Annotated in this window: 20 protein-coding genes; 8 read left to right on the top strand and 12 right to left on the bottom strand. The window is 35.6% G+C overall.

What is annotated here, in order from left to right; translation table 11 throughout:
• Nucleotides 1-98 precede the first annotated feature (98 nt).
• Together ACRXC1_RS04425 and ACRXC1_RS04420 are read left to right on the top strand one after the other, a co-directional pair.
• Complete coding sequence (locus tag ACRXC1_RS04425; RefSeq protein ID WP_433656819.1) at nucleotides 99-704, top strand: hypothetical protein; 606 nt, start codon at nucleotides 99-101, stop codon at nucleotides 702-704.
• A 49-nt stretch (nucleotides 705-753) separates the two neighbouring features.
• A complete protein-coding gene (locus ACRXC1_RS04420; protein ID WP_433656817.1) occupies nucleotides 754-1,383 on the top strand; it encodes a transposase in 630 nt (209 codons plus the stop codon).
• A 34-nt stretch (nucleotides 1,384-1,417) separates the two neighbouring features.
• Here the strand turns inward: ACRXC1_RS04420 and ACRXC1_RS04415 are convergent, their stop codons facing one another.
• Nucleotides 1,418-2,341 carry an ATPase, T2SS/T4P/T4SS family gene (locus ACRXC1_RS04415; RefSeq protein ID WP_433656815.1) on the bottom strand — a complete coding sequence of 308 codons (924 nt, stop codon included), beginning with the start codon at nucleotides 2,339-2,341 and terminating at the stop codon, nucleotides 1,418-1,420.
• Between the two features lie 70 nt (nucleotides 2,342-2,411).
• On the bottom strand, nucleotides 2,412-2,732 hold the full coding sequence (locus ACRXC1_RS04410) for a response regulator transcription factor (protein WP_393061898.1): 321 nt from the start codon (nucleotides 2,730-2,732) through the stop codon (nucleotides 2,412-2,414).
• Between the two features lie 254 nt (nucleotides 2,733-2,986).
• On the opposite strand from ACRXC1_RS04410, the gene ACRXC1_RS04405 reads away from it, so the two are divergent.
• Complete coding sequence (locus ACRXC1_RS04405; protein WP_433656812.1) at nucleotides 2,987-3,460, top strand: hypothetical protein; 474 nt, start codon at nucleotides 2,987-2,989, stop codon at nucleotides 3,458-3,460.
• A gap of 25 nt (nucleotides 3,461-3,485) precedes the next feature.
• Here the strand turns inward: ACRXC1_RS04405 and ACRXC1_RS04400 are convergent, their stop codons facing one another.
• From ACRXC1_RS04400 to ACRXC1_RS04390, 3 genes are read right to left on the bottom strand one after another with little or no spacing between them, the layout of a single operon-like run.
• Nucleotides 3,486-4,361: a GNAT family N-acetyltransferase gene (locus ACRXC1_RS04400; RefSeq protein ID WP_433656810.1), complete on the bottom strand. Its 876-nt coding sequence runs from the start codon at nucleotides 4,359-4,361 to the stop codon at nucleotides 3,486-3,488.
• Nucleotides 4,361-5,464, bottom strand: a complete 1,104-nt coding sequence (locus ACRXC1_RS04395; protein ID WP_433656808.1) for a S1 family peptidase — start codon at nucleotides 5,462-5,464, stop codon at nucleotides 4,361-4,363. Before ACRXC1_RS04395 ends, ACRXC1_RS04400 begins: the two co-directional genes overlap by 1 nt.
• Before the next feature lie 13 nt (nucleotides 5,465-5,477).
• Nucleotides 5,478-6,137: a hypothetical protein gene (locus ACRXC1_RS04390; RefSeq protein WP_433656806.1), complete on the bottom strand. Its 660-nt coding sequence runs from the start codon at nucleotides 6,135-6,137 to the stop codon at nucleotides 5,478-5,480.
• Between the two features lie 178 nt (nucleotides 6,138-6,315).
• Here ACRXC1_RS04390 and ACRXC1_RS04385 point away from each other — a divergent pair, with 178 nt between their 5' ends.
• Nucleotides 6,316-7,491, top strand: coding sequence for a PAS domain-containing protein (locus ACRXC1_RS04385; RefSeq protein WP_433656804.1), 1,176 nt, complete (start codon nucleotides 6,316-6,318; stop codon nucleotides 7,489-7,491).
• Nucleotides 7,481-7,861, top strand: coding sequence for a response regulator (locus ACRXC1_RS04380; protein WP_433656802.1), 381 nt, complete (start codon nucleotides 7,481-7,483; stop codon nucleotides 7,859-7,861). The genes ACRXC1_RS04385 and ACRXC1_RS04380 overlap by 11 nt, the downstream gene beginning before the upstream one ends.
• Here ACRXC1_RS04380 and ACRXC1_RS04375 read toward each other — a convergent pair.
• Nucleotides 7,858-8,772: a universal stress protein gene (locus ACRXC1_RS04375; RefSeq protein ID WP_433656800.1), complete on the bottom strand. Its 915-nt coding sequence runs from the start codon at nucleotides 8,770-8,772 to the stop codon at nucleotides 7,858-7,860. The genes ACRXC1_RS04380 and ACRXC1_RS04375 overlap by 4 nt on opposite strands.
• A gap of 116 nt (nucleotides 8,773-8,888) precedes the next feature.
• On the opposite strand from ACRXC1_RS04375, the gene ACRXC1_RS04370 reads away from it, so the two are divergent.
• Nucleotides 8,889-10,289 (top strand): hypothetical protein, encoded by a 1,401-nt coding sequence (locus tag ACRXC1_RS04370; RefSeq protein WP_433656798.1) that lies wholly within the window; start codon nucleotides 8,889-8,891, stop codon nucleotides 10,287-10,289.
• Here the strand turns inward: ACRXC1_RS04370 and ACRXC1_RS04365 are convergent.
• The 4 genes from ACRXC1_RS04365 to ACRXC1_RS04350 all read right to left on the bottom strand — a co-directional run bounded on the left by ACRXC1_RS04365 (nucleotide 10,286) and on the right by ACRXC1_RS04350 (nucleotide 14,428).
• Entirely contained in the window at nucleotides 10,286-11,125 is an 840-nt protein-coding gene (locus tag ACRXC1_RS04365; protein ID WP_433656796.1) for a methyltransferase domain-containing protein, read from the bottom strand. The two genes, ACRXC1_RS04370 and ACRXC1_RS04365, sit on opposite strands and share 4 nt — an antisense overlap.
• 98 nt (nucleotides 11,126-11,223) lie before the next feature.
• Complete coding sequence (locus tag ACRXC1_RS04360) at nucleotides 11,224-12,534, bottom strand: ATP-binding protein (RefSeq protein ID WP_433656794.1); 1,311 nt, start codon at nucleotides 12,532-12,534, stop codon at nucleotides 11,224-11,226.
• Nucleotides 12,535-12,622: 88 nt separating this feature from the next.
• Nucleotides 12,623-13,816 (bottom strand): DEAD/DEAH box helicase, encoded by a 1,194-nt coding sequence (locus ACRXC1_RS04355; RefSeq protein ID WP_433656792.1) that lies wholly within the window; start codon nucleotides 13,814-13,816, stop codon nucleotides 12,623-12,625.
• Nucleotides 13,817-14,428 (bottom strand): hypothetical protein, encoded by a 612-nt coding sequence (locus ACRXC1_RS04350; RefSeq protein WP_433656790.1) that lies wholly within the window; start codon nucleotides 14,426-14,428, stop codon nucleotides 13,817-13,819.
• A 148-nt stretch (nucleotides 14,429-14,576) separates the two neighbouring features.
• Between ACRXC1_RS04350 and ACRXC1_RS04345 the strand changes: the two genes are divergently transcribed.
• Both ACRXC1_RS04345 and ACRXC1_RS04340 read left to right on the top strand, forming a co-directional pair.
• Complete coding sequence (locus tag ACRXC1_RS04345; protein WP_433656788.1) at nucleotides 14,577-15,626, top strand: cytochrome-c peroxidase; 1,050 nt, start codon at nucleotides 14,577-14,579, stop codon at nucleotides 15,624-15,626.
• A 187-nt stretch (nucleotides 15,627-15,813) separates the two neighbouring features.
• Nucleotides 15,814-16,650 (top strand): protein-L-isoaspartate O-methyltransferase family protein, encoded by an 837-nt coding sequence (locus ACRXC1_RS04340; protein ID WP_433656786.1) that lies wholly within the window; start codon nucleotides 15,814-15,816, stop codon nucleotides 16,648-16,650.
• Here ACRXC1_RS04340 and ACRXC1_RS04335 read toward each other — a convergent pair.
• Entirely contained in the window at nucleotides 16,630-17,997 is a 1,368-nt protein-coding gene (locus ACRXC1_RS04335; protein ID WP_433656784.1) for a sensor histidine kinase, read from the bottom strand. The two genes, ACRXC1_RS04340 and ACRXC1_RS04335, sit on opposite strands and share 21 nt — an antisense overlap.
• Before the next feature lie 289 nt (nucleotides 17,998-18,286).
• Nucleotides 18,287-18,541 (bottom strand): hypothetical protein, encoded by a 255-nt coding sequence (locus tag ACRXC1_RS04330; RefSeq protein WP_433656782.1) that lies wholly within the window; start codon nucleotides 18,539-18,541, stop codon nucleotides 18,287-18,289.
• Nucleotides 18,542-18,643: the final 102 nt, after the last annotated feature.

The raw sequence follows: 18,643 nt of genomic DNA, 5'->3' as shown, positions 1-18,643 counted from the left end.
ACCCGCGCCCCATTTTGAAAAAACTTAATATCAAAATGAAATTTAAATGCGTAAAAGATCTTAGGCGCCTATTACCTCAACAAACAAGTGAGGTAAATATGAGTCAACTACTAACTAACTTTAAAGAATCAAAAACAATAAATGAGTTATCGCAAATCTTAGATACTGGATGGCAAACGTATAAAGACAATGCCTTAATATACAGCGGCTTTACATTGGTCTTCACTCTACTGGTCTGGATACTCTCTGCCATTCCATTTTCTTCGTGCCTTATCACTCCATTTTACTTGGCAGCAACTTACACAGCGATCACAAAATCCGAAACACAAAAACAACTTACGATTTACGATTTTCTTTCGATACCAAAAGAAAAATTTAATTTGATTTTTATAACGGGCTCTTTATCGACACTGATTACTTTCTTTGGTGTTATTCTTTTTATTATTCCAGGAATTTATTTCTTTGCTTCTTATCTCTTCGTTATGCCTTTAAGTCTTGAACAAGATGAACAAAATACAAAAGCATGGGATCTACTTGAGAAAAGTAGAAAAATCTTTTCAGAAAACTATCAAATTATATTAGCAGCAACACTCACCTACCTTGTCCTTGCTCTGCTTGCAGTACTTTCACTTGGACTAGGTCTTTTTATCGTAACACCTCTAATCGCATGTATTAATTATCAGCTCTATAAAAAACTTAAATAGCAAAATGTGGCGCTCTAAGCGCCATTTTTTTTTAGCGAGGAAGTAAGTAATGCCAAAGAAGAAGCTAATCCGCCAAGGAGATTTTCCTTACCATGTGACGACACGAAATAATAACCGAGACTGGTTTAGTATTCCCATGAATGAAGTATGGGATATTTGTAAAGAGTCTTTAATTTATGCACAAGAGAAAGAAAAGGTACAAATAAACTGTTTTGTTCTCATGTCAAACCACTACCATCTCCTACTTACTACTCCCGATGAAAATATCGATCGCTTTATGATGCATTTTAACTGGCGAATTAGTTATTTAATTTCATTGAGGACAACTAGAATCAATCATAAATTTAGTAATCGTTATAAGTGGTCTATCGTGGCAGATCAAAATTATCTGTATAATGTTTATCGCTACCTTTACCAAAATCCGATACGGGCAGGAATCTCTGAAGCTTGTATTGACTATCCTTACACATCACTACACTTTTCAAGACTTGAGGCAGAGTTATTTCAGTATCGGCCACATATCGATTATGCAGGGGCAAAACAACTAATTGAAAGAAGATATGATACTGAATTTGATGATTGTATTAGGAAGTCCTTAAAGAAGAGCTACTTCACTCCAAAACAAAGTATATCTGCACTATATCTAAAAAGACTCAAAGACTTCAAGATTACAATATAAGTATTGGAATTCTCGATTGGTACCCGCGCCCCTTTTAAGGGACATAAAGTGGTTTAAGTTTTATTTCACCTTTTTCAAATACAATCTCATGAATTGAAGAAATAAATCGATGTTCACTATCTGCTTTCTTTTCTTGAAAGATAATATATTTGAAAACTTCAGAAACCACGAGGGCCGCCTCTTCTAAGTTGTAACCGTATGAGGAAACGACAGACTGGCGAATTAAGCGATCAATTGTATTAACAGGGCCACTACCACCAGCACATGCAACACCAACGGCATTATTTCTAACGAGATCAATATATGGGTAACTCAATCTTTCATCTAAATAACTAAGAGTAATATAATCACTCCTACTTTCTTCCGCAGCACTCATGACCTCAAGAATAGAGTCAGTATCTTTTCCACGTGGCATAAGCCTTGTCACTAAATTACGATAAAAAACGATCGATGGAGTGGTTTCAATTGAAACCAGTGTCTTATCTTTTGGTAGAAGGTTTAGTATTGTATTATAAAAAGTCGTCTTACCTGAGCCAAAATCTCCTGCACAAAGAACACCTCTGTTTGATTCAACGATCTTCTCTATGACATCTCTTCCTTTTTCAGTAAGTGCATTTAATGAAATATAATCTTCTAGAGATAAAATCTTTTTAGGTAGTTTTGTTAACTTAAGTGCTGGCCCTTTAATTGATATAGGCGAAAGAACAACTGAAACAGTTAGCACTTCTGTTATGTACCTAGAAAAAGAAACCTGTTTATCAGTTATACCGAAATTTTCCTTAAGAGAATTGATCACTCTTTCGTACTCATCTTTATTATTGAAGCATTGAATAGAGTGCCACCCATCAACTCTTTTTACCGATACATCATGATAAGCACCGACACTGATCTCATCAACTGATTCATCACAAACTAATTTATATAAACTTCCAAGTACTTCTTCTAATTGATCTTTCATCATATCTCCTACAGTTATTATCTACTGTAAGCTTATTTGTTATTTCAAAATAATTCACCTAGGGACTTCCCTAGGACGCCTCTAACCATTTGAATTTTAGAGCATTTGTGACAGCTTCAGTTCGCTTACTAGCTTGCGTCTTTTTGAATATAGAGCTCATATGGTACTCAATCGTCTTTTCTGATATCGAAAGAGCATTGGCCATCTCTTTATTTGTGTAACCAAGTGAGACTAACTCCAGCACCTCTGCCTCTCTTGCTGTTAAGGGGTTCTCTGGTGAGATTGCTGATTGATCAACTGATTTTGTTAAAGATTCCAAGGTTTTAGCAACACGATTTAGACATAGTGATTGATTTTTACCACGTGAGTAAAGACGACATTCTTTGGCCAAATTGAGTAACTCTGCCTCTAAGGTTTTTATAAAAATCTCCCCATTAAATCAAAAACTTCTAAATGAAATATTCCCTACTGTTCCTATCGGTTACTAGGCCCTAAATAATTAGCTTTTCTGAGCGACAATCACCACTAACCCACTGAAATCTCGATTGGTAACCGCGCCCCTTTTAAGTAAGTATTACAAGAAGCAGTGTCAAATAAACTAAATAGAGTTAATTAAGTAGGTGTATCTATAAATGAGAGGAACAAATGAAGATTTTATCGTTAATTGCCATTCTATTTACGCTAAATACATCAGCTGGATGCCTTGAAGATCAAACAAGTTGTGACGACGAATTTCAAGGATGTGTGAACTTTGCGATTCAAATGCCTTACGAAAAAGATATCACTCCTATGCTCTATCGCTGTCAGGAGAAATACCTTACGGCCATTACATATGAGCAATGTATGTCACTTGCAGATGAAATGATTTTTATGAAAGATAAGAACAAGGCCCGCGCAATTTGTGGCACACAATTTGGTGGAGCTTTTAACTTTGATCAATGTCTAGCTCATGCTGAGGCACAAGCCTACACAGAAGATATCACTCGCCTTGGGCTTGAATGTTTTGAAAAACAAAAAGAAACAATCACGCTAGCACAGTGCTCACAAGTAGCAGCACTTATGCACTTTATAAAAGATAAGAATTACATAAATCGTTATTGCTTTGAAAAGCATTTTTAAGAAAAGCCTCCCAACGGAGGCTTTTTTATTTTCGTATTAATTCGATGTATGCAAACATTGCTCTTCGTTTAAGTTTCTTCGAAAAGCCAAGAACCTCATTGGTCGAGGAAACACCAGCATAAACTGATATTTTCTTTTTCTTATAATATTTTAAGGCTTCATTATATAAGAGTTTTGAAACGCCACGCCCTTGAGCATCTGGGTGAACAGAAATTGACATAATATGGCCAATCTTAGTCCTTGAAATACTTGGTACAATAAAGCCTATCGCCTTACCATCCTCAACAGCAACTAATGCATCTACGTTATTCTTGATAAGGTTCTCGACAAAACCAAGAAACATCTTACGAGGAAAGTTCTCACAGCGTGATGTTGTGCTGAATTTGTGAGCAAGATATTCAATATCGGCGACCTCATCACTTAAGACTTTGTTGAGTTTCACGACTTTAACATTCTTATCATACTCATATTTTGAGAGATACTTTAGGCCATCATCAACACTTGCCAAAAGTTCCTCACCACGACTTCGTCCACCTAAATCGAGCAACTGATTATATACTTGAGAATTTACTGGAACATAGAAATGGGCCCTTTTAATGCGTTTAACATTATTAAACACATCCTCAACCATGGTCTTCGTCTCAACAATAGACCATTTTGGAGCAACTTGAACATCAACTTTTATAATTCTTAGACCTATATCGTATGAAGGAAAGAACTGATAAAAGTATTTATTTTTCTTCTCATCATGACGAGTATATATAGACTCATCACTTAAGCTCTTTTTAATATCATTTTTTCGAATTGAAGAATATTTTCTTGGTACTGAAATCCCCTTACTTTTGCAAAATTTAACGAGTGCTGAACTATCATATAACAAATCAAGAAGCTTCTTATTCATTAATTCTCCAATAAGCTCTTAATAATTGGATTATCCACTTTTTCTAACTCTGCCTTGATATACTTCATCGAAGTTGCAAAGCTTGCATCATTCCAAATACTCGAAGCATTCTCTTCTTTTTCTTCAATAAGTTGCTTTGATGTCAGTCCAATTTTTTCAGTTTGAATCCTAGTTATTACTCCGATCAACTCACCAGTATTACGGTCAACGATAGGAGATCCAGAGTCGCCACCAGATGCATCACAACCTGTTGCAATTGAGAAGACCTTATCAAGTTTCTTTACCTTATTATCACCAAAGATGATCTGACAGTCGTTAGAATTATCATAGCGAGCAAGTCCTAGTTTCTCATTATCAAAGAAACCAAACCCTACTGTTGTCAGAGGTGTTCCCTCTTGCGCAATTTTATCAAAATTTAATTTTACAGCAGAAACAGTTTCCATCAGAACTGATTCCTTGTCTTCCATATCAATTGAAACAATAGCAAAATCGATATCATCACTGTAGAAAACAAGCTCTTTTGCTTTCAATGAGAATTTCGGCCCTGCAATAAAATGAAAGAGCATGTCATTGAAGTTTTCACGATCAATAACATGAGCTGCAGTTGCAACAAGATGCTCACCTTCAAACTTACCAAGATAGAAAGAGGTTCCAACATTCTTTAGCGTCAGCTTATTTGCTGTATTTACTACTCCAAGTCCAGTAATGAGGATTGAGCTCTTAAGCTCTTCAACATCTGGAGTGTCATTTTCGCCAATATGAATACGGTTCCATTCATCTCCAACTACATATTCTTTAATATTGAGGTCTCTTCTTTGATTTGAAAGAACGTACTTTAAATAAACACTAGGATAGTTGATATTTTCATAAAGTTTAATAATGGCCCTATAGATCGGAATTGAAGAACAAGTTCGTTCGATACGGTTAACCTGCGTAACATAACTTCTAATATGCTCTTGTCTCAAGTCCATCAAATTTGTAATAAAAACTTCATCTTTACTCATTGCCTTATCGACAAGCTCTATTTTCTGAAGAGAGATAGCTTCTTGCTCCTCATTACACAACTGTGCTTGAGCATTAAAAGAGATAAAAAAAGTGATCAAAAGTGATAATAATCTAAAGCGCATTTTCAATAAAACCTTTATTAGAGTTAAGTTTTTTCTTTGTTAAACGAATTAAGCGACTAAGAGAGATAAACTTTTCTTTTCCCTTACGTCTACATAGTCCATCGTTTTCTGTGGCAATCTCGATTACGGCCTTACGAACTTCTTCATATGAATAATTCGTATTCTTATATTTGCGATTGACACGATTTACGAATGTGAAAAATAGATTATTTTCACGACTATATTTATTTTCTTTTAATTCAAGAACTTCTTCTTCTATTTTTGAGTCAATGTCCTGATTAGCAATTTCTTCTTCTGATAATTCCGACATCTTTAATATAATATACGTACCAATGATCCCTTTCTCATTCTTTAAGACATCAAAGAATGATGCAACCGCAGTAATCCCTAGTACGACAGGTATTGAAAATGGAACAAAGGCCACGATGAAAACAGCTACGGGATGACTAACAACCTTTGCTAGCCAGTAATAGCCTTTTAGCTTATAAACCCAATCATGCTTACCTTGATTGACTGACTGGTCTTTAGGGTAGAATGTCTCAATCTTATTCTTATAAGCATCCATACACTGATAATCAAAAGTGTTGGCCTGAACAGTACTCCATAAAATTGAAATACATAAGAATAGAGTTTTTAGTAGCTTCATCATAGTTGTAAGATTGAGATTAAATGAATTTTTGATAAATTACTTAAGATTTGAAATATCTACGCCTATGTACACAGAGTGAACGGCCTTTAATTTTTAAGTAATATTAATCACTTGGATCAATAATTTAATTAAACATTCTTTAATCCAATCTATTTATGTCATTGCCGAAAAAATAGTTGTGGAAAATAAGCTTAATCTCGACATTCTCCTAGAAAATATTGATGGCATTGCCTATCGATGTCTAAATGACAAGCATTGGACAATGCTCTTTATGACCTCAGGTGTGGAGCGAATCTTGGGTTATAGGGCCGAAGAATTTATCAATAATAAAGAACTATCAATTGCAGATATTTACCATCCTGATGACAAATCAAGGGTATGGAATGAAGTACAGATGGCCATTGATAATAAAACGTTCTTTACTATCGAGTATCGAATTAAGCATAAAAAAGGACACTATATCTATGTTTGGGAGCAAGGAATAGGTATTTACGAAAATGATGAGCTGGTCGCCCTTGAGGGATATATTTGTGATATCACGATAAGAAAGCTTACAGAAATGGAGCTGATGGAGATTGTCGAAAAGCAGGCAAAGGAGCTTTTAAAAAAGAAAGAAGGTGAAATTGAAAGGGCCAACTTCCAGCGCATTCTTGAGCTGACAAAAGGAATGGCCCACGAACTTAAAAACCCACTAACACTAACATTAAACTCTTATCAAATTTTAAGGGCCGAAATTTTTCGTAAAGAACAAAGGCGAGAGAGAATTGAAACCCTACTCTCTGTTATGAGAGACGCTAACAAACGTATTAATGATATCGTAGAAACAATTGATCTAACATTTCGCTCTGTTTCTAATACAAAAGAAATATTCAATGTAAAGAAACTAATCGACAAGAGTATTACAATTGACTTCAAACAGGAACTTAAAGAACAAGAGATCAAGCTAACTCTTGCTGAAGATATCCAAGATTATAATTTATTTATTACTGGGCCGAACTTCATCCAGGCCTTCAAAAATATATTTAAAAACTCAATTAATGCAATAAAAGAAGTAAAAGATAATATTGAAAAAGAAATAAAAATTAGCGTTGAAGTTAACAAAACAAACCAGGCACTTTTAATCAAGATACGTGACACTGGTGTTGGTATATCTGAAGACTATGTTAAAAGTATTACTCTCCCATTCTTTTCTTCAACATCGCAGAAGACAGGAGGAGGTCTTGGCCTTGCAATTGCAAAATTTCTTCTTCAAAATGATAAAATTGATATCTCCTTTAAAAGTGACATTGGACACTGGACAGAGGTAACCCTAAATATTCCTAAGGAAAGATGGAGGCACAGTAATGGCGACTAATATACTATTTGTAGATGATGAAGAGGCGCTACTCGATCTAATTGAAATGATTTTTGAAGAGGATGTTTTAAATGGAAAATTTAAAACCAACTTCAATCTTTCAGGTAAGGATGCTCTTAAAAAACTTAAAAGTGAGGAAGGAAAGGATATTAATGTACTTGTGACGGATATCAATATGCCTGATATGAATGGGATTGAACTTGTTAAAGAAGTTAAAAAGAAATATCCAGACATCCTAGTATACATGATGTCAGCATATGGAGACCAAAACACTCTAGAAGAGGTCACTAAGCTTGATATCAAGCACTATTTTAATAAGCCGGTTGATTTCAGTGAACTTAAAACAACTATCGAAAAAGATACGATTTAGACATGTAAGAGATATATATTACATTCCGTCTTTCTCATAATGTCCAATGTCACGCTCCCTAAAGCTAAATGTTCAAATATATAGTGTTGTGGCTTAAGGACAACAAGATCAGAGCCTTCTTCATTAATAAGTTTTTCTAAGCGCTGCCCTGGATCAGCATTAAGAATCATTTTTAAGGTATAGCTCGCATCAACACCTTGTTTCTTTAATAAAGCGACTGCCTTTTGTAATTCGTCTTCGGCTCCTTTGTGAAGTTCAGACATCTCGTTTGTAAGAACCTCGCCGGGATATGGGCTATCAGGGAAGACTTCTAGGTTATAACTGACAAAATTTAGTGGAACGATACAATCCATATGAACCTTAGCATTATTACATCGGGCCAAATTCGCAACTTTTGCAAGATCATTCTCATCAATCGATTCATAGGGAATCAAATAAGTAATCTTTTTAAAGTTATCGATTCCTGTCTTATTTATAAGAACATCCTTATTCAAATTAAAGAGAGTTTTTTCTGCAAAAGTATTTAAGAAGAAGCGATGAAAATCACCATGATGACTGGCTCCAATTGATAAGATCTCCATATCAGAGTCTTCTTTTAAATGCTCGATTCCCTCATTAATAGTACCTTCAAAGTTTTCAAATTCAATGTCTTCTTTTTTTATCTCAAGTCGACCAAGAGTCGCATTAACCATTTCCAATGAAGTTTCTTCAATATTTTTCTTCCAAATAGGATCCTTTATACGACGTGAACGAGTTGAAGCAGCGTGAAACTGTTTTTCTAGCTGAGGAGATATCGTATCAATATGATATAACGAAGGTTTTAATCCGAGAGCTTTCGCGAACTTAAAACCTGAACGAATATTTTTTTCAGAACCCTCGTGAAGATCTGAGCAGATGACCAATTTTTTCATGATGCCTCCAATCTCTATATTATTTGGCATAGGCAATTAATAAAAGTTAAATTTGCTCTATATATTCCAAGAAATTCAAAGAAAGAATTGGCATTAGACTTGCGATATATAACTTCATGAAGTTGAAAAATACGAAAAATCACATCATTAGCATGATGTACGCCCTATTTCTTTGTCTAATTCTTGGACAGCAGTCCACTTACAGTGCGGCCACAAACACCTCCATTGAAGACGATATCTATGCCTCAAATCAAGATAACGAGCGATTTGAGTTCAAAGTACTTGTTAACGAAACAGGGAGCAACTTTGGTATTGATTTAAGTGAGCAAGACCTTGATGAGCTCGCAGAAAGTGTTGGTAATTTTAAGATCTCGACTCTAAGTTTCTCAAAGAATCGCTTTAACCGTGATGGCGCTGTCGAGTGGTACCATAATATAAGAAACGTTAGTAAAGTATTTTACAATGTAATTACTGATCATAAACGTTATAATGAACATACTGCAGTTAGGGCCTCGATAAATTTGGCCCATCAAGTTGTCTCATGGTGGATTTCTCGAACAAATTATACCTTAGTTCACGAGGTGGCACATGCACAGGCGGTAAAAGAATTTGGCGGAAGTGAGATCCAATTATGGGTTGGAGATGAAGCATATCAAAGCGTTGGTGCTTTCTATTTAGCATTTATGTCGACCTATAATCGTGGTGCTGTAAGCTACTCAATTGATAGGCCTTCTGCACAACAAGAAGCAGTGATTTCAGCGGCAGGAATAAATTCACAAATTAGTTTAGCTGAAGATATTGCAGAAGAGAGTATCGTGAATCGAAGATTTGATCAGAGTGATGCTCTACACTATATTTTAAACAAAGTTATCTCTACTATTTATTATCAGTATGATCCAAACTCAAATATGAGTGACTTGGCCCACTATGCCCAGGCACTTCATCAACAAGGCTTAATTGAAGAAGATGAAATAGACTCAACAAAAGAATTTATTTCTAATATTTCATTTTTAGCAACTCTCCTTTCAGGAAGAACCTGGGAAGCAGTTAATGCCATTAGTGATGAAATTATATTAAACAAGAACTACACGGAGACCTATAGATTTGAAACTCCTCTTGGAGAGATCACCTGGCCAGAGTTTGCAGCATTTTTGAATGAAAAAGGAGTTAGTGGAAAAATTTCGACAAGTCTTCTAACGCAATCTCGAATGACTTATCACTTCTCTTTTGAAACATCTCTTTTAGGAGAATCGGCCAATGAATTAGGAATAGGGTTTACATATAAAGCAGACGAATGGCAAACATCTGTCAAAACATACTTCAATGATCAAGATGGCCGAGGTATCTCAATAAAGTCAAAATATGAGGTGGGTAAAGATAGTGGTTTCTCTTTCTTTGCAGAAGCAAAGGCAGACAATGGAACATTAAGTCAACGTAGGCATCAATATAGCCTAACAGGACAAGAGAATAATGAATTTGAAACAAGCTTTAGTATAGGTGTCGAGTATCGATTCTAAGTACTATAGAAATTAACAACTCGGCCTTGCTGCTTACGACTAGTATGAGACTCTATCTTCTTAAGGCCCGAGAGGTTGTCGAGTGCATTTAGCATAATCTCATCCCAGCCAGAAATAAAGAGTAAGTAGAATTTTGCACCTGTATCAATGAGTTCTTTAAAATGAGAAACTAATCTTGGAACATTATCTGTACCGACGGAGTCATAGAGGTAATAAACATCATGGCCTGCAAAAGCTTCAGGATTTTCTAAGAAGTCACATGTTTGAAATTTAACATGATCTAAATGAAAGTGTTCGGAAACAGAATTTGTAAATTGAACTCTCTCATCAACTAGTTCAAGTCCTAGATAATTTAGCCTCTTATTCATCATTAGTGCCATATAGAGGAGAGCACGGCCGGTACCAGAGCCTAGATCACATACGCTCTTAATATCATCCCTAGAATTGATGAAATTTATAAGTAGGTCAAGATCATCATAACAAGCAGTATAGACATGGTAATTTTCACCAAAGATCACATTATCGTCATCACCATTACATTCATTTCCATCTTCATACTCTTCTGGATATAGGTGTTCAATATCAATAATACGTAAAAGACGGTCATAAATTAAGTCACGAAAGCTTGGATCAAACTCTCCACGAGAAATGATCGTCTTCACAGACTTAAAAATATCGGCCATTAATGGGTAGTCAATACCATCGAAGTATCGTTCTGTGAGAACGAGAGAGTCTCGTTTGTTAATCTTGCAAATTTTATTTAAAAACTTACTTTGTTTATCGATAGGTTCTGCGAGAACCTTTTTCCATTTTTTATCAGATTTTTGAAAGAACATGATTTGAAACTAGCACTTATTTCTAAATGAGGTAACTAAAATTATTCGATAATGTAATGCTTTCTAGGCGAGTTCAGGATAGCGGTAGGCCATTAATTTCATGAGTTTACCTTAGGAAAACGAATCTTAAAAATTGTAAACTCCCCTTCTTTTGATTCAACAAAGATTTCACCATTATTTTTCTCCACAATTGACTTGATGATTGACATACCAAGGCCAGAGCCCTCTCGCCCCGACTTAGTCGTGAAAAATGGTTCAAATATATTTTTTAATAAGCGACTTGGAATCCCTATTCCATTGTCTTTGACTTCAATTAGTATATCTTTGCCCTTTTCGTATGTATGGACTGAGAGGACTGCTTGCCCTTGAGAACCACAAAATTTCTTATGAAGAGCGTAGATTGAATTTTCATAGAGATTGATAAAGACTGATTGTATATCGTTAGTAAAAGTATGAAGATCCTCACTCGTATTTAGAGAGTGTTCAAACTTAATTTCAACTCCATCGTTTTTTAAACTTAATGCATGTTGAGCATACTTATATGACTCTTCAACTAGCATCTTTAACGAATATTTCTTTTTGCCGTTTACTCGTGTATCTAACATAATTTCGAGAATATTCTTTATCCTCAAGCTATGAGTCGTAATAATATCGAGGGCCTTATTTAGATCTTTTAATCTTTTATTATCGCCTTCTATTAGACGTGTATTAATATTGCTCGCAACTTTTCCCGCATTTAAAATAAGATTAAGAGGATTTCTAATTTCATGAGCAATCCCCGTTGTCAGACGACCTAGTGCTGCAAGCTTCTCTTGTTCAAGAAGAGTCTCATGAGTCTTTTTTATCACTTCCTCTTTCTCTTTCACTTCCTTGGCAATAATTTCGTTGAGATCTGCAATTCGTTGATTTGCACTAATCATGGCAAGCTCTACTCCAATTCGACTTGCGAAAAGGTCGACGGCAGCTCCCATAAAACTGGGATCTTTAATAGGATTAGTGCTTAAGAACACGATAAGCCCAAGAAAGTCACCTGATGGCAGCAGAATTGGAGCACCAATATAAGCATCAACATCCATATCCTGTAGCATTAGATCTTCTGGAAATTCTAAGCATACATTTTTTGCGTGCATGCAAACACGTTTCCCAGTGATAACGTCATGACAGGGAGTACCTTCTAGATCATATTCGAGATTTTCAATAAATTGGCCATTTGATAATGCAAAATCAGTAACGATAACACTAGATTTACCTTCTTTTGGTCTTCCTACAAAGATAAAATCAATATCTAAATAAGTAGCGATATTCTTTAATAGTTCTTTAATATAATCTTCACCAATAAAGTGTTGATTAATATTATAGATTTCTTTAATAATTTTGAATTTATCTTGATGCTCACCATGGCCTTGCATATTGCCTCACTTATTAATGATATTTCATTATAAGAGAAATACATAAGGCATGGGTTTAAGAAATCTAAAGAAAAGTTTGTATCAAAAACTAGCGTCGGCGACGTCCACGAAATCGTTTCTTTGATTTCGGTTTAGAGGCTGGATAATCGTAATGGAAGGGATGATCGAGTACTCGAGTGATTTTCACTCCAATCAATTTCTCTATATTTCTAAGAAATGGTAGATCTTTTTCACTACATAGGGATATTGCGACTCCCTCTCTATTTGCCCTAGCTGTTCGTCCAATTCGGTGAACATAATATGTAGCATCTTCTGGCATATTATAATTTAGGACCATGTCCACATCATCAATATCAATTCCTCGAGAAGCAATATCAGTTGCAACGAGGACTCGTATATGGCCATTTGTGAAGTCTTCGATGGCCTTATTCCTCTGTCCTTGAGTTAGATTACTATGAATTTCTCCGACATTAACTTCACTACGATTAAGTAACTCAACGATTTCAGCTACAGCATATTTGGCCTTACAGAAAATAAGAATACGAGACTTTGATTTGTCTTCGAGTAAACTTAAGAGCAAGTAGTTTTTATTTTCGGCCAATGTAAAATAAACAGATTGCCTAATCTTTTCAACAGTTGAAGACTCTGGAGTAATCTCAACTTTTGCAGGATCTCTTAATATCGCATCCGCCAAGGTTTCAATTTGCTTTGGCATGGTCGCTGAAAGAAGAACCGTTTGGCGAGATATAGAAATCTTTTTTGCAATATCGTTAACTCCTTCATAAAAGCCCATATCAAGCATCATATCGGCTTCGTCTAAAACAAAGAACTCCACTTTTGATACTTCAATGAATCCATCATTCATCAGGTCAATAAAGCGACCAGGAGTTGCTATTACAATGTCCACTCCTGAGTTCATGGAAATTATTTGTGGCCCTTTACTTACACCTCCAATAATTAAGGCAGAGCTTATGTGTGTCCCCTTTGCGAATGCGATGATGCTATCATTTATTTGGGTGGCAAGCTCTCTAGTAGGAGCAAGTATAATTGCTCGACAATGATTTGGTGCAACCATTTTTTTATTCTTAATAAATCTTTCGATAATAGGCACAGAAAAGGCAGCAGTTTTTCCTGTTCCAGTTTGTGCAATTCCAAGAAGGTCTCGTCCCTCTAATAGCAGTGGAATCGATTTTTCTTGAATCGGTGTTGCCGCTTTATAACCAAGACTAGATAATGCCTCAAGTATTGAGTTAGATAAATTAAGATTTCTAAAAGAAGTCATTTACTTAGAGATCGCACGACTATTTGAAGACGGCGTAACCTCAACCTCATCAACAACATGGCCGTTTTCGTAGAAGTACCTAAGGACACCAGTTTCTTTTGTTGAAGGTCTAAAGACACGGCCATCACTTGTCGTACATGCAGACTCAGTAGCATTAGGTTCACAAAAGACTTCATGCTTAATTGATGTTGTCATATTTCCAAACTCTTTTTGAATCTCTTTACAGTGAGGGTTCTTTGTAGGCTTAAGCTTACCTGCTTGATAATTGAACTCACACTTATTTGAGAAATCCACACCATTTATAGATTGCGTAACTGATTGAACCTTTCCTTCTGTATTATATTTAAATTTAGTTTTAACTTTTCCAGCATTCTCTTCAAGTAGATAATCTCCACTCTTCCAGTTTGCAATTTTAAAGGAATAACTAGGGTGAACCTTTCCAGAGTCGGCCACACAGCTAAATGTGGTCGTCTTATTCTTACCATTCACTTCCGTAAGTTTATAGAGATAACCATCTGGGCACTTTTGAGAGTATTTATAGTGGTCAACTTCATTTCGTCCATAGGTTGCAGTGGAAGTTACTAAGAATAGAAGGATGCTTAATTTTTTCATAAGCGACCTATCGGTTAAAGCACGAACATACTTTAGTGTTTCGCTCAACAAATAAACTAAGTCGTTAATAATACTGAAAAAAATAATTTAATGTAACAATCTGGGCCTCCTCTACGAAGACCTAACAAACTTAACAAGAGGAATTGAAATGCAAAGAATATCACTAATCTCAATAGTATTTATACTATCCTGTACATCACCTAACTCTATACAGGAACAAGGCACAAATGAAGAGAGAATATTATTAAACGAAGTCAAAGATCTCTTTGGTACTAGTTTGAACACTATCAAGTATTTTGGTGAAGAGAGACCGAAGGAAGAAGTAATCTCATTAGGACAAAAATTATTCTATGACGCTCGATTAAGTAGAGATGGAACTGTAAGTTGTTCTAGATGTCACCTACCACAGCTTCACTTCACAGATGGCCTGACAAAATCAAAGGGAACCAAAGATCGTTCAGCACCACGTAATGCACAAACCCTCATTAATACAGCAGGACAAATTTCACAACACTGGGATGGGAATCGAAAAGATGTCGAAGAGCAAGCAATCAAGTCATTCTTTATCAAGGTCCCATTTGACCTTGATAATGAGGAGCACTTAAAAGAGAAGCTCATTAGTAATAACTATGCAAAGGACTTCTCTAAGGCGTTTGAAATTAATCTCAAAAAGGAAGATGCTAAGAAGCTGGCCAAATTGAGTGCCCAAGCAATAGGTGCCTTTGAGCGAACACTTGTAGGCCCTTCTCGCTTTGATGATTACCTTGATGGAGATGTGAAGCGCCTAACAAATAAAGAAGCAAGAGGCCTTAAGAAATTTGTGGAATTTGGCTGTATTGGCTGTCATAGTGGCCAATTAGTAGGTGGAGAGATGTATCAAAAATTTGGTGTTGTCGAAGACCCATATCAATATACAAAGTCCGATAAAAGAGATCTAGGACGTTATAACTTTACAAAGAATGAAGATGATAAAGAATACTTCAAGGTTCCACCTCTTCGTAATGTGACTAATACAGCGCCTTACTTTCATGATGGTAGTGTTGCAAGTCTTGATCAAGCAATCTATATCATGGGAAAGGTTCAACTTGGGATAGAAATAGAAAAGAAAGATCGCGAGGATATCATGGCCTTTCTATCAACTCTAGAAACAAAAGAAGAAGTCATGAGAGAGCTGACAAAAATACCAAGCTTACCTTAGATTAAGCTCTCCAATTTAGGTATAATTTACTTCTTAGAACATGGTCTTACCACTTATCTGCTAATTAAAAGTAGTTTTTGGTAATTCCATGTTCATCTTAAATTATTATAATGAATTAAAGTTTCTTAAGCTTTGTTTTTACCAATCTTACTTTGAGAAAATTCTTATTAATCATTAACCTAAGTAAATGACGGAACTATATAAAGAATTTCAAGATCGTTTCATCGCTCAAAACACAGGGTTTTCGAAAGAAGTTATCGATGCCTACTATAGTGTTCCACGCCACATGTTCGTCCCATATCTTCGAGATTACCCAGACAAGTGGATCACTATCTCTGATGATAACCTTAAAGAATATCTACCCATTCTTTATGCTGATCATCCCCTTGCCATCTTTGGAGATGAACAGGTCATCTCCACGATTTCACAACCTTCGTTTGTCTTAACGATTCTCGACTTTTTAAAACTTAAACCAGGGCACAAAGTGTTTGAACTTGGCTCTGGTAGTGGATGGAATGCGGCCCTAATGGGACATATCATTGGAAAGGATGGCCTAGTTGTCAGTATTGAAATTATTCCAGAATTAGTAGAAAGGGCCAATATTTGCTTAGACAAACTTCATATAGAAAATGTGAAGATCATGCAAGGTGATGCCACAAAGGGATATATAGAAGACGCGCCTTATGATAGGGCAATCTTTACAGCAGGTACTTATGATCTCCCAGCTGTTTTTCATAAGCAACTTGCTGATGAAGCTATTCTAATATTTGTTCTCAAAGGTGATCTCCACGCTGATATTTTATATGTGTTGAAAAAGAATGATGAAGAAGGGTGCTTTATTTCGACAAAGGCCGTAGCCTGTAGCTTTGTCCCAGTGACAACCTCTACAAAGCATAAGATCACTGAATATAATCATTCAATGGCACTTAATAGCACATTGAGAATATATCCAAATAATAAAGAGATTGATATCCCCTGTCGTCATATGATGATGCAGAGTGAATCAATATTTGTTTGGTTGTGAAATAATAACCTTCGTTCCACTTCCAAGTTCAGAAACGAAGCGAACATGTAGTCCTAGCTCACGACAAACCTTTCTAATGATGAATAGGCCAAGTCCTCTTCCCTTCTCACCATGAGTACCAACTGTACTCTTAAAGATCTTATCTTCATTTCGATTGATTTCATTCACTAAGCCTGCCTCAATCCCAACACCGCTGTCTTTACAAGAAAGATAGAATTCGCTTCCATTAACTTCTAGTTTAAATTTGACTTCTGAATTCTCTGGAGAAAATTTAATCGCATTCTGAAGAATATTTCCCAGAACACTATCTTTAAGGGCCTCTTTATTTGTTCTTATCGAAAATTGCGTATCAATATTAGAATCGAGAACTAACTTGATATTCTTTTCTGATGCCTGATCCTGATATTCAAAGATCAGCTCATCTAACATTTCCTTAATGGGAACATCTGTCATATCAAATGAATTTGAATTGTCATCAACGACATTTCTCGTATTTTCAATGATCGCCTTTACTGACTTATAATAGATATCCAGCTTTTGATTGGCCTTAGTGATGTCTCCGCGGGAGATAAGCCGTTTCACATGTTCAATAATAAGCATCTTATTTGCGATATCATGGCTAATAATTCGATTTGCGAGTAAAACTTCTTTATGGGCCTCGCGGATCTTTCTCTCGGCCGTCTCTAGCTCTAGATTCGTTCTTTCCAGATCATTATTATGCTGTAGATTTTCAATAATGAGATTCTTATAATATTTATCAAGCTTGAATAACCTTAAAATAAATATCTGAAATGAAGCAAAGATTGATGGCGCACTCGAGTACTCATCAACGTGATAAATCAGAATATTTTCATTTTGAGTTACCTTCACTTCCCAAGACATGGATTCAGAAACCATTTTAGGCAAGGCCAAGAAGACAATACGATACATATCCACAAAGACAGGAAAAATATCTTCAGGTCGATTAAAAGTGAGCTTAATATCAAAAGAAGTCTTACCTGTTTCAATGAGCTCAATCTTCACAGCATCTGTGTAGAATGTTTTAAACGAATACTTTAAAATGAAGTCACCAACAAAACGAAAGCTAATCATTCTTGAGAGGATATCAAGGACACGTTTGACGTATTTATTTGTCAGCCCGTGCTTTATCATTCCTTCATAGAATTTTTCATATTTGTCATTGAGGGATTCTGTGATGAGGCGGTAATCATTCCATGTCATATACTTTTTCTCATCACTAACAATAGAATAGTCATAACCTAAGCTTTCAAAGAAAAACTTAGGATCATCATTATTTTCGACGATGTAATTAATGTATGCATGGACTGCTTTATTACTAATATTCAAATTTTCCTCAATATCGAGGAGGATATTACCCCATAAGAATTGTTTAATCTAGAGGACATAGGAAATCTTATCTCTAGGAATCCTTAAAACACAGCACTTACATGGATATGTAAGATTTAGAAGAATTTAACCAAAATTAAATCTATGAATATGTTTTACTGATAATATGTAGTTAGTGATAGTTCTTGTTTGAGAATGACCACTCTGCGTACAGCACATCGTTGCGTGTGCGGCTTAACAAAAAAGCCCTTTTCATTGATTAGGGCTTTTTTATATCTTTTCTACCAGTTTATAGCTTAAACCAATTATCCTTACAGCTAACTAATTGATCATTTCTTAGTAAGCAACTTGTGAATCTCTCTTCACCATAAGCGCCGACATAGAAATCAACTTCTGTGTACTCGCCATTTTCTTTCACTTGATCAAGAACAACATAACCTTCAAAGCGTAGCGCATTTTCTAAAGTATTAATTAACTGATTTTCTGAAGCAGCAAAAGAGAATGATGGAGTTAAAAATAGTACTGCTAATAAAAGTGATTTCATAAGTGGTCCCCTAATTTATTATGGGTCCTATTGCTACGTCGAAAACGATGCTTTGGCCATGAGTTTGTACTTCTTATCAATTAGCTTATTCCAATAGATTCA

It is taken from the genome of Halobacteriovorax sp. GFR8, assembly GCF_050955245.1.
Classification (GTDB): domain Bacteria; phylum Bdellovibrionota; class Bacteriovoracia; order Bacteriovoracales; family Bacteriovoracaceae; genus Halobacteriovorax_A.
This window is presented reverse-complemented; position numbering and strand designations above follow the sequence as displayed.

Excerpts from the sequence above, each read along its gene's own strand:
- ACRXC1_RS04425 (WP_433656819.1), top strand. The coding sequence starts at position 99 with ATGAGTCAACTACTAACTAACTTTAAAGAATCAAAAACAATAAATGAG.
- ACRXC1_RS04420 (WP_433656817.1), top strand. The coding sequence starts at position 754 with ATGCCAAAGAAGAAGCTAATCCGCCAAGGAGATTTTCCTTACCATGTG.
- ACRXC1_RS04415 (WP_433656815.1), bottom strand. The coding sequence starts at position 2,341 with ATGAAAGATCAATTAGAAGAAGTACTTGGAAGTTTATATAAATTAGTT.
- ACRXC1_RS04405 (WP_433656812.1), top strand. The coding sequence starts at position 2,987 with ATGAAGATTTTATCGTTAATTGCCATTCTATTTACGCTAAATACATCA.
- ACRXC1_RS04400 (WP_433656810.1), bottom strand. The coding sequence starts at position 4,361 with ATGAATAAGAAGCTTCTTGATTTGTTATATGATAGTTCAGCACTCGTT.
- ACRXC1_RS04390 (WP_433656806.1), bottom strand. The coding sequence starts at position 6,137 with ATGATGAAGCTACTAAAAACTCTATTCTTATGTATTTCAATTTTATGG.
- ACRXC1_RS04380 (WP_433656802.1), top strand. The coding sequence starts at position 7,481 with ATGGCGACTAATATACTATTTGTAGATGATGAAGAGGCGCTACTCGAT.
- ACRXC1_RS04375 (WP_433656800.1), bottom strand. The coding sequence starts at position 8,772 with ATGAAAAAATTGGTCATCTGCTCAGATCTTCACGAGGGTTCTGAAAAA.
- ACRXC1_RS04370 (WP_433656798.1), top strand. The coding sequence starts at position 8,889 with ATGAAGTTGAAAAATACGAAAAATCACATCATTAGCATGATGTACGCC.
- ACRXC1_RS04365 (WP_433656796.1), bottom strand. The coding sequence starts at position 11,125 with ATGTTCTTTCAAAAATCTGATAAAAAATGGAAAAAGGTTCTCGCAGAA.
- ACRXC1_RS04360 (WP_433656794.1), bottom strand. The coding sequence starts at position 12,534 with ATGCAAGGCCATGGTGAGCATCAAGATAAATTCAAAATTATTAAAGAA.
- ACRXC1_RS04355 (WP_433656792.1), bottom strand. The coding sequence starts at position 13,816 with ATGACTTCTTTTAGAAATCTTAATTTATCTAACTCAATACTTGAGGCA.
- ACRXC1_RS04350 (WP_433656790.1), bottom strand. The coding sequence starts at position 14,428 with ATGAAAAAATTAAGCATCCTTCTATTCTTAGTAACTTCCACTGCAACC.
- ACRXC1_RS04345 (WP_433656788.1), top strand. The coding sequence starts at position 14,577 with ATGCAAAGAATATCACTAATCTCAATAGTATTTATACTATCCTGTACA.
- ACRXC1_RS04340 (WP_433656786.1), top strand. The coding sequence starts at position 15,814 with ATGACGGAACTATATAAAGAATTTCAAGATCGTTTCATCGCTCAAAAC.
- ACRXC1_RS04330 (WP_433656782.1), bottom strand. The coding sequence starts at position 18,541 with ATGAAATCACTTTTATTAGCAGTACTATTTTTAACTCCATCATTCTCT.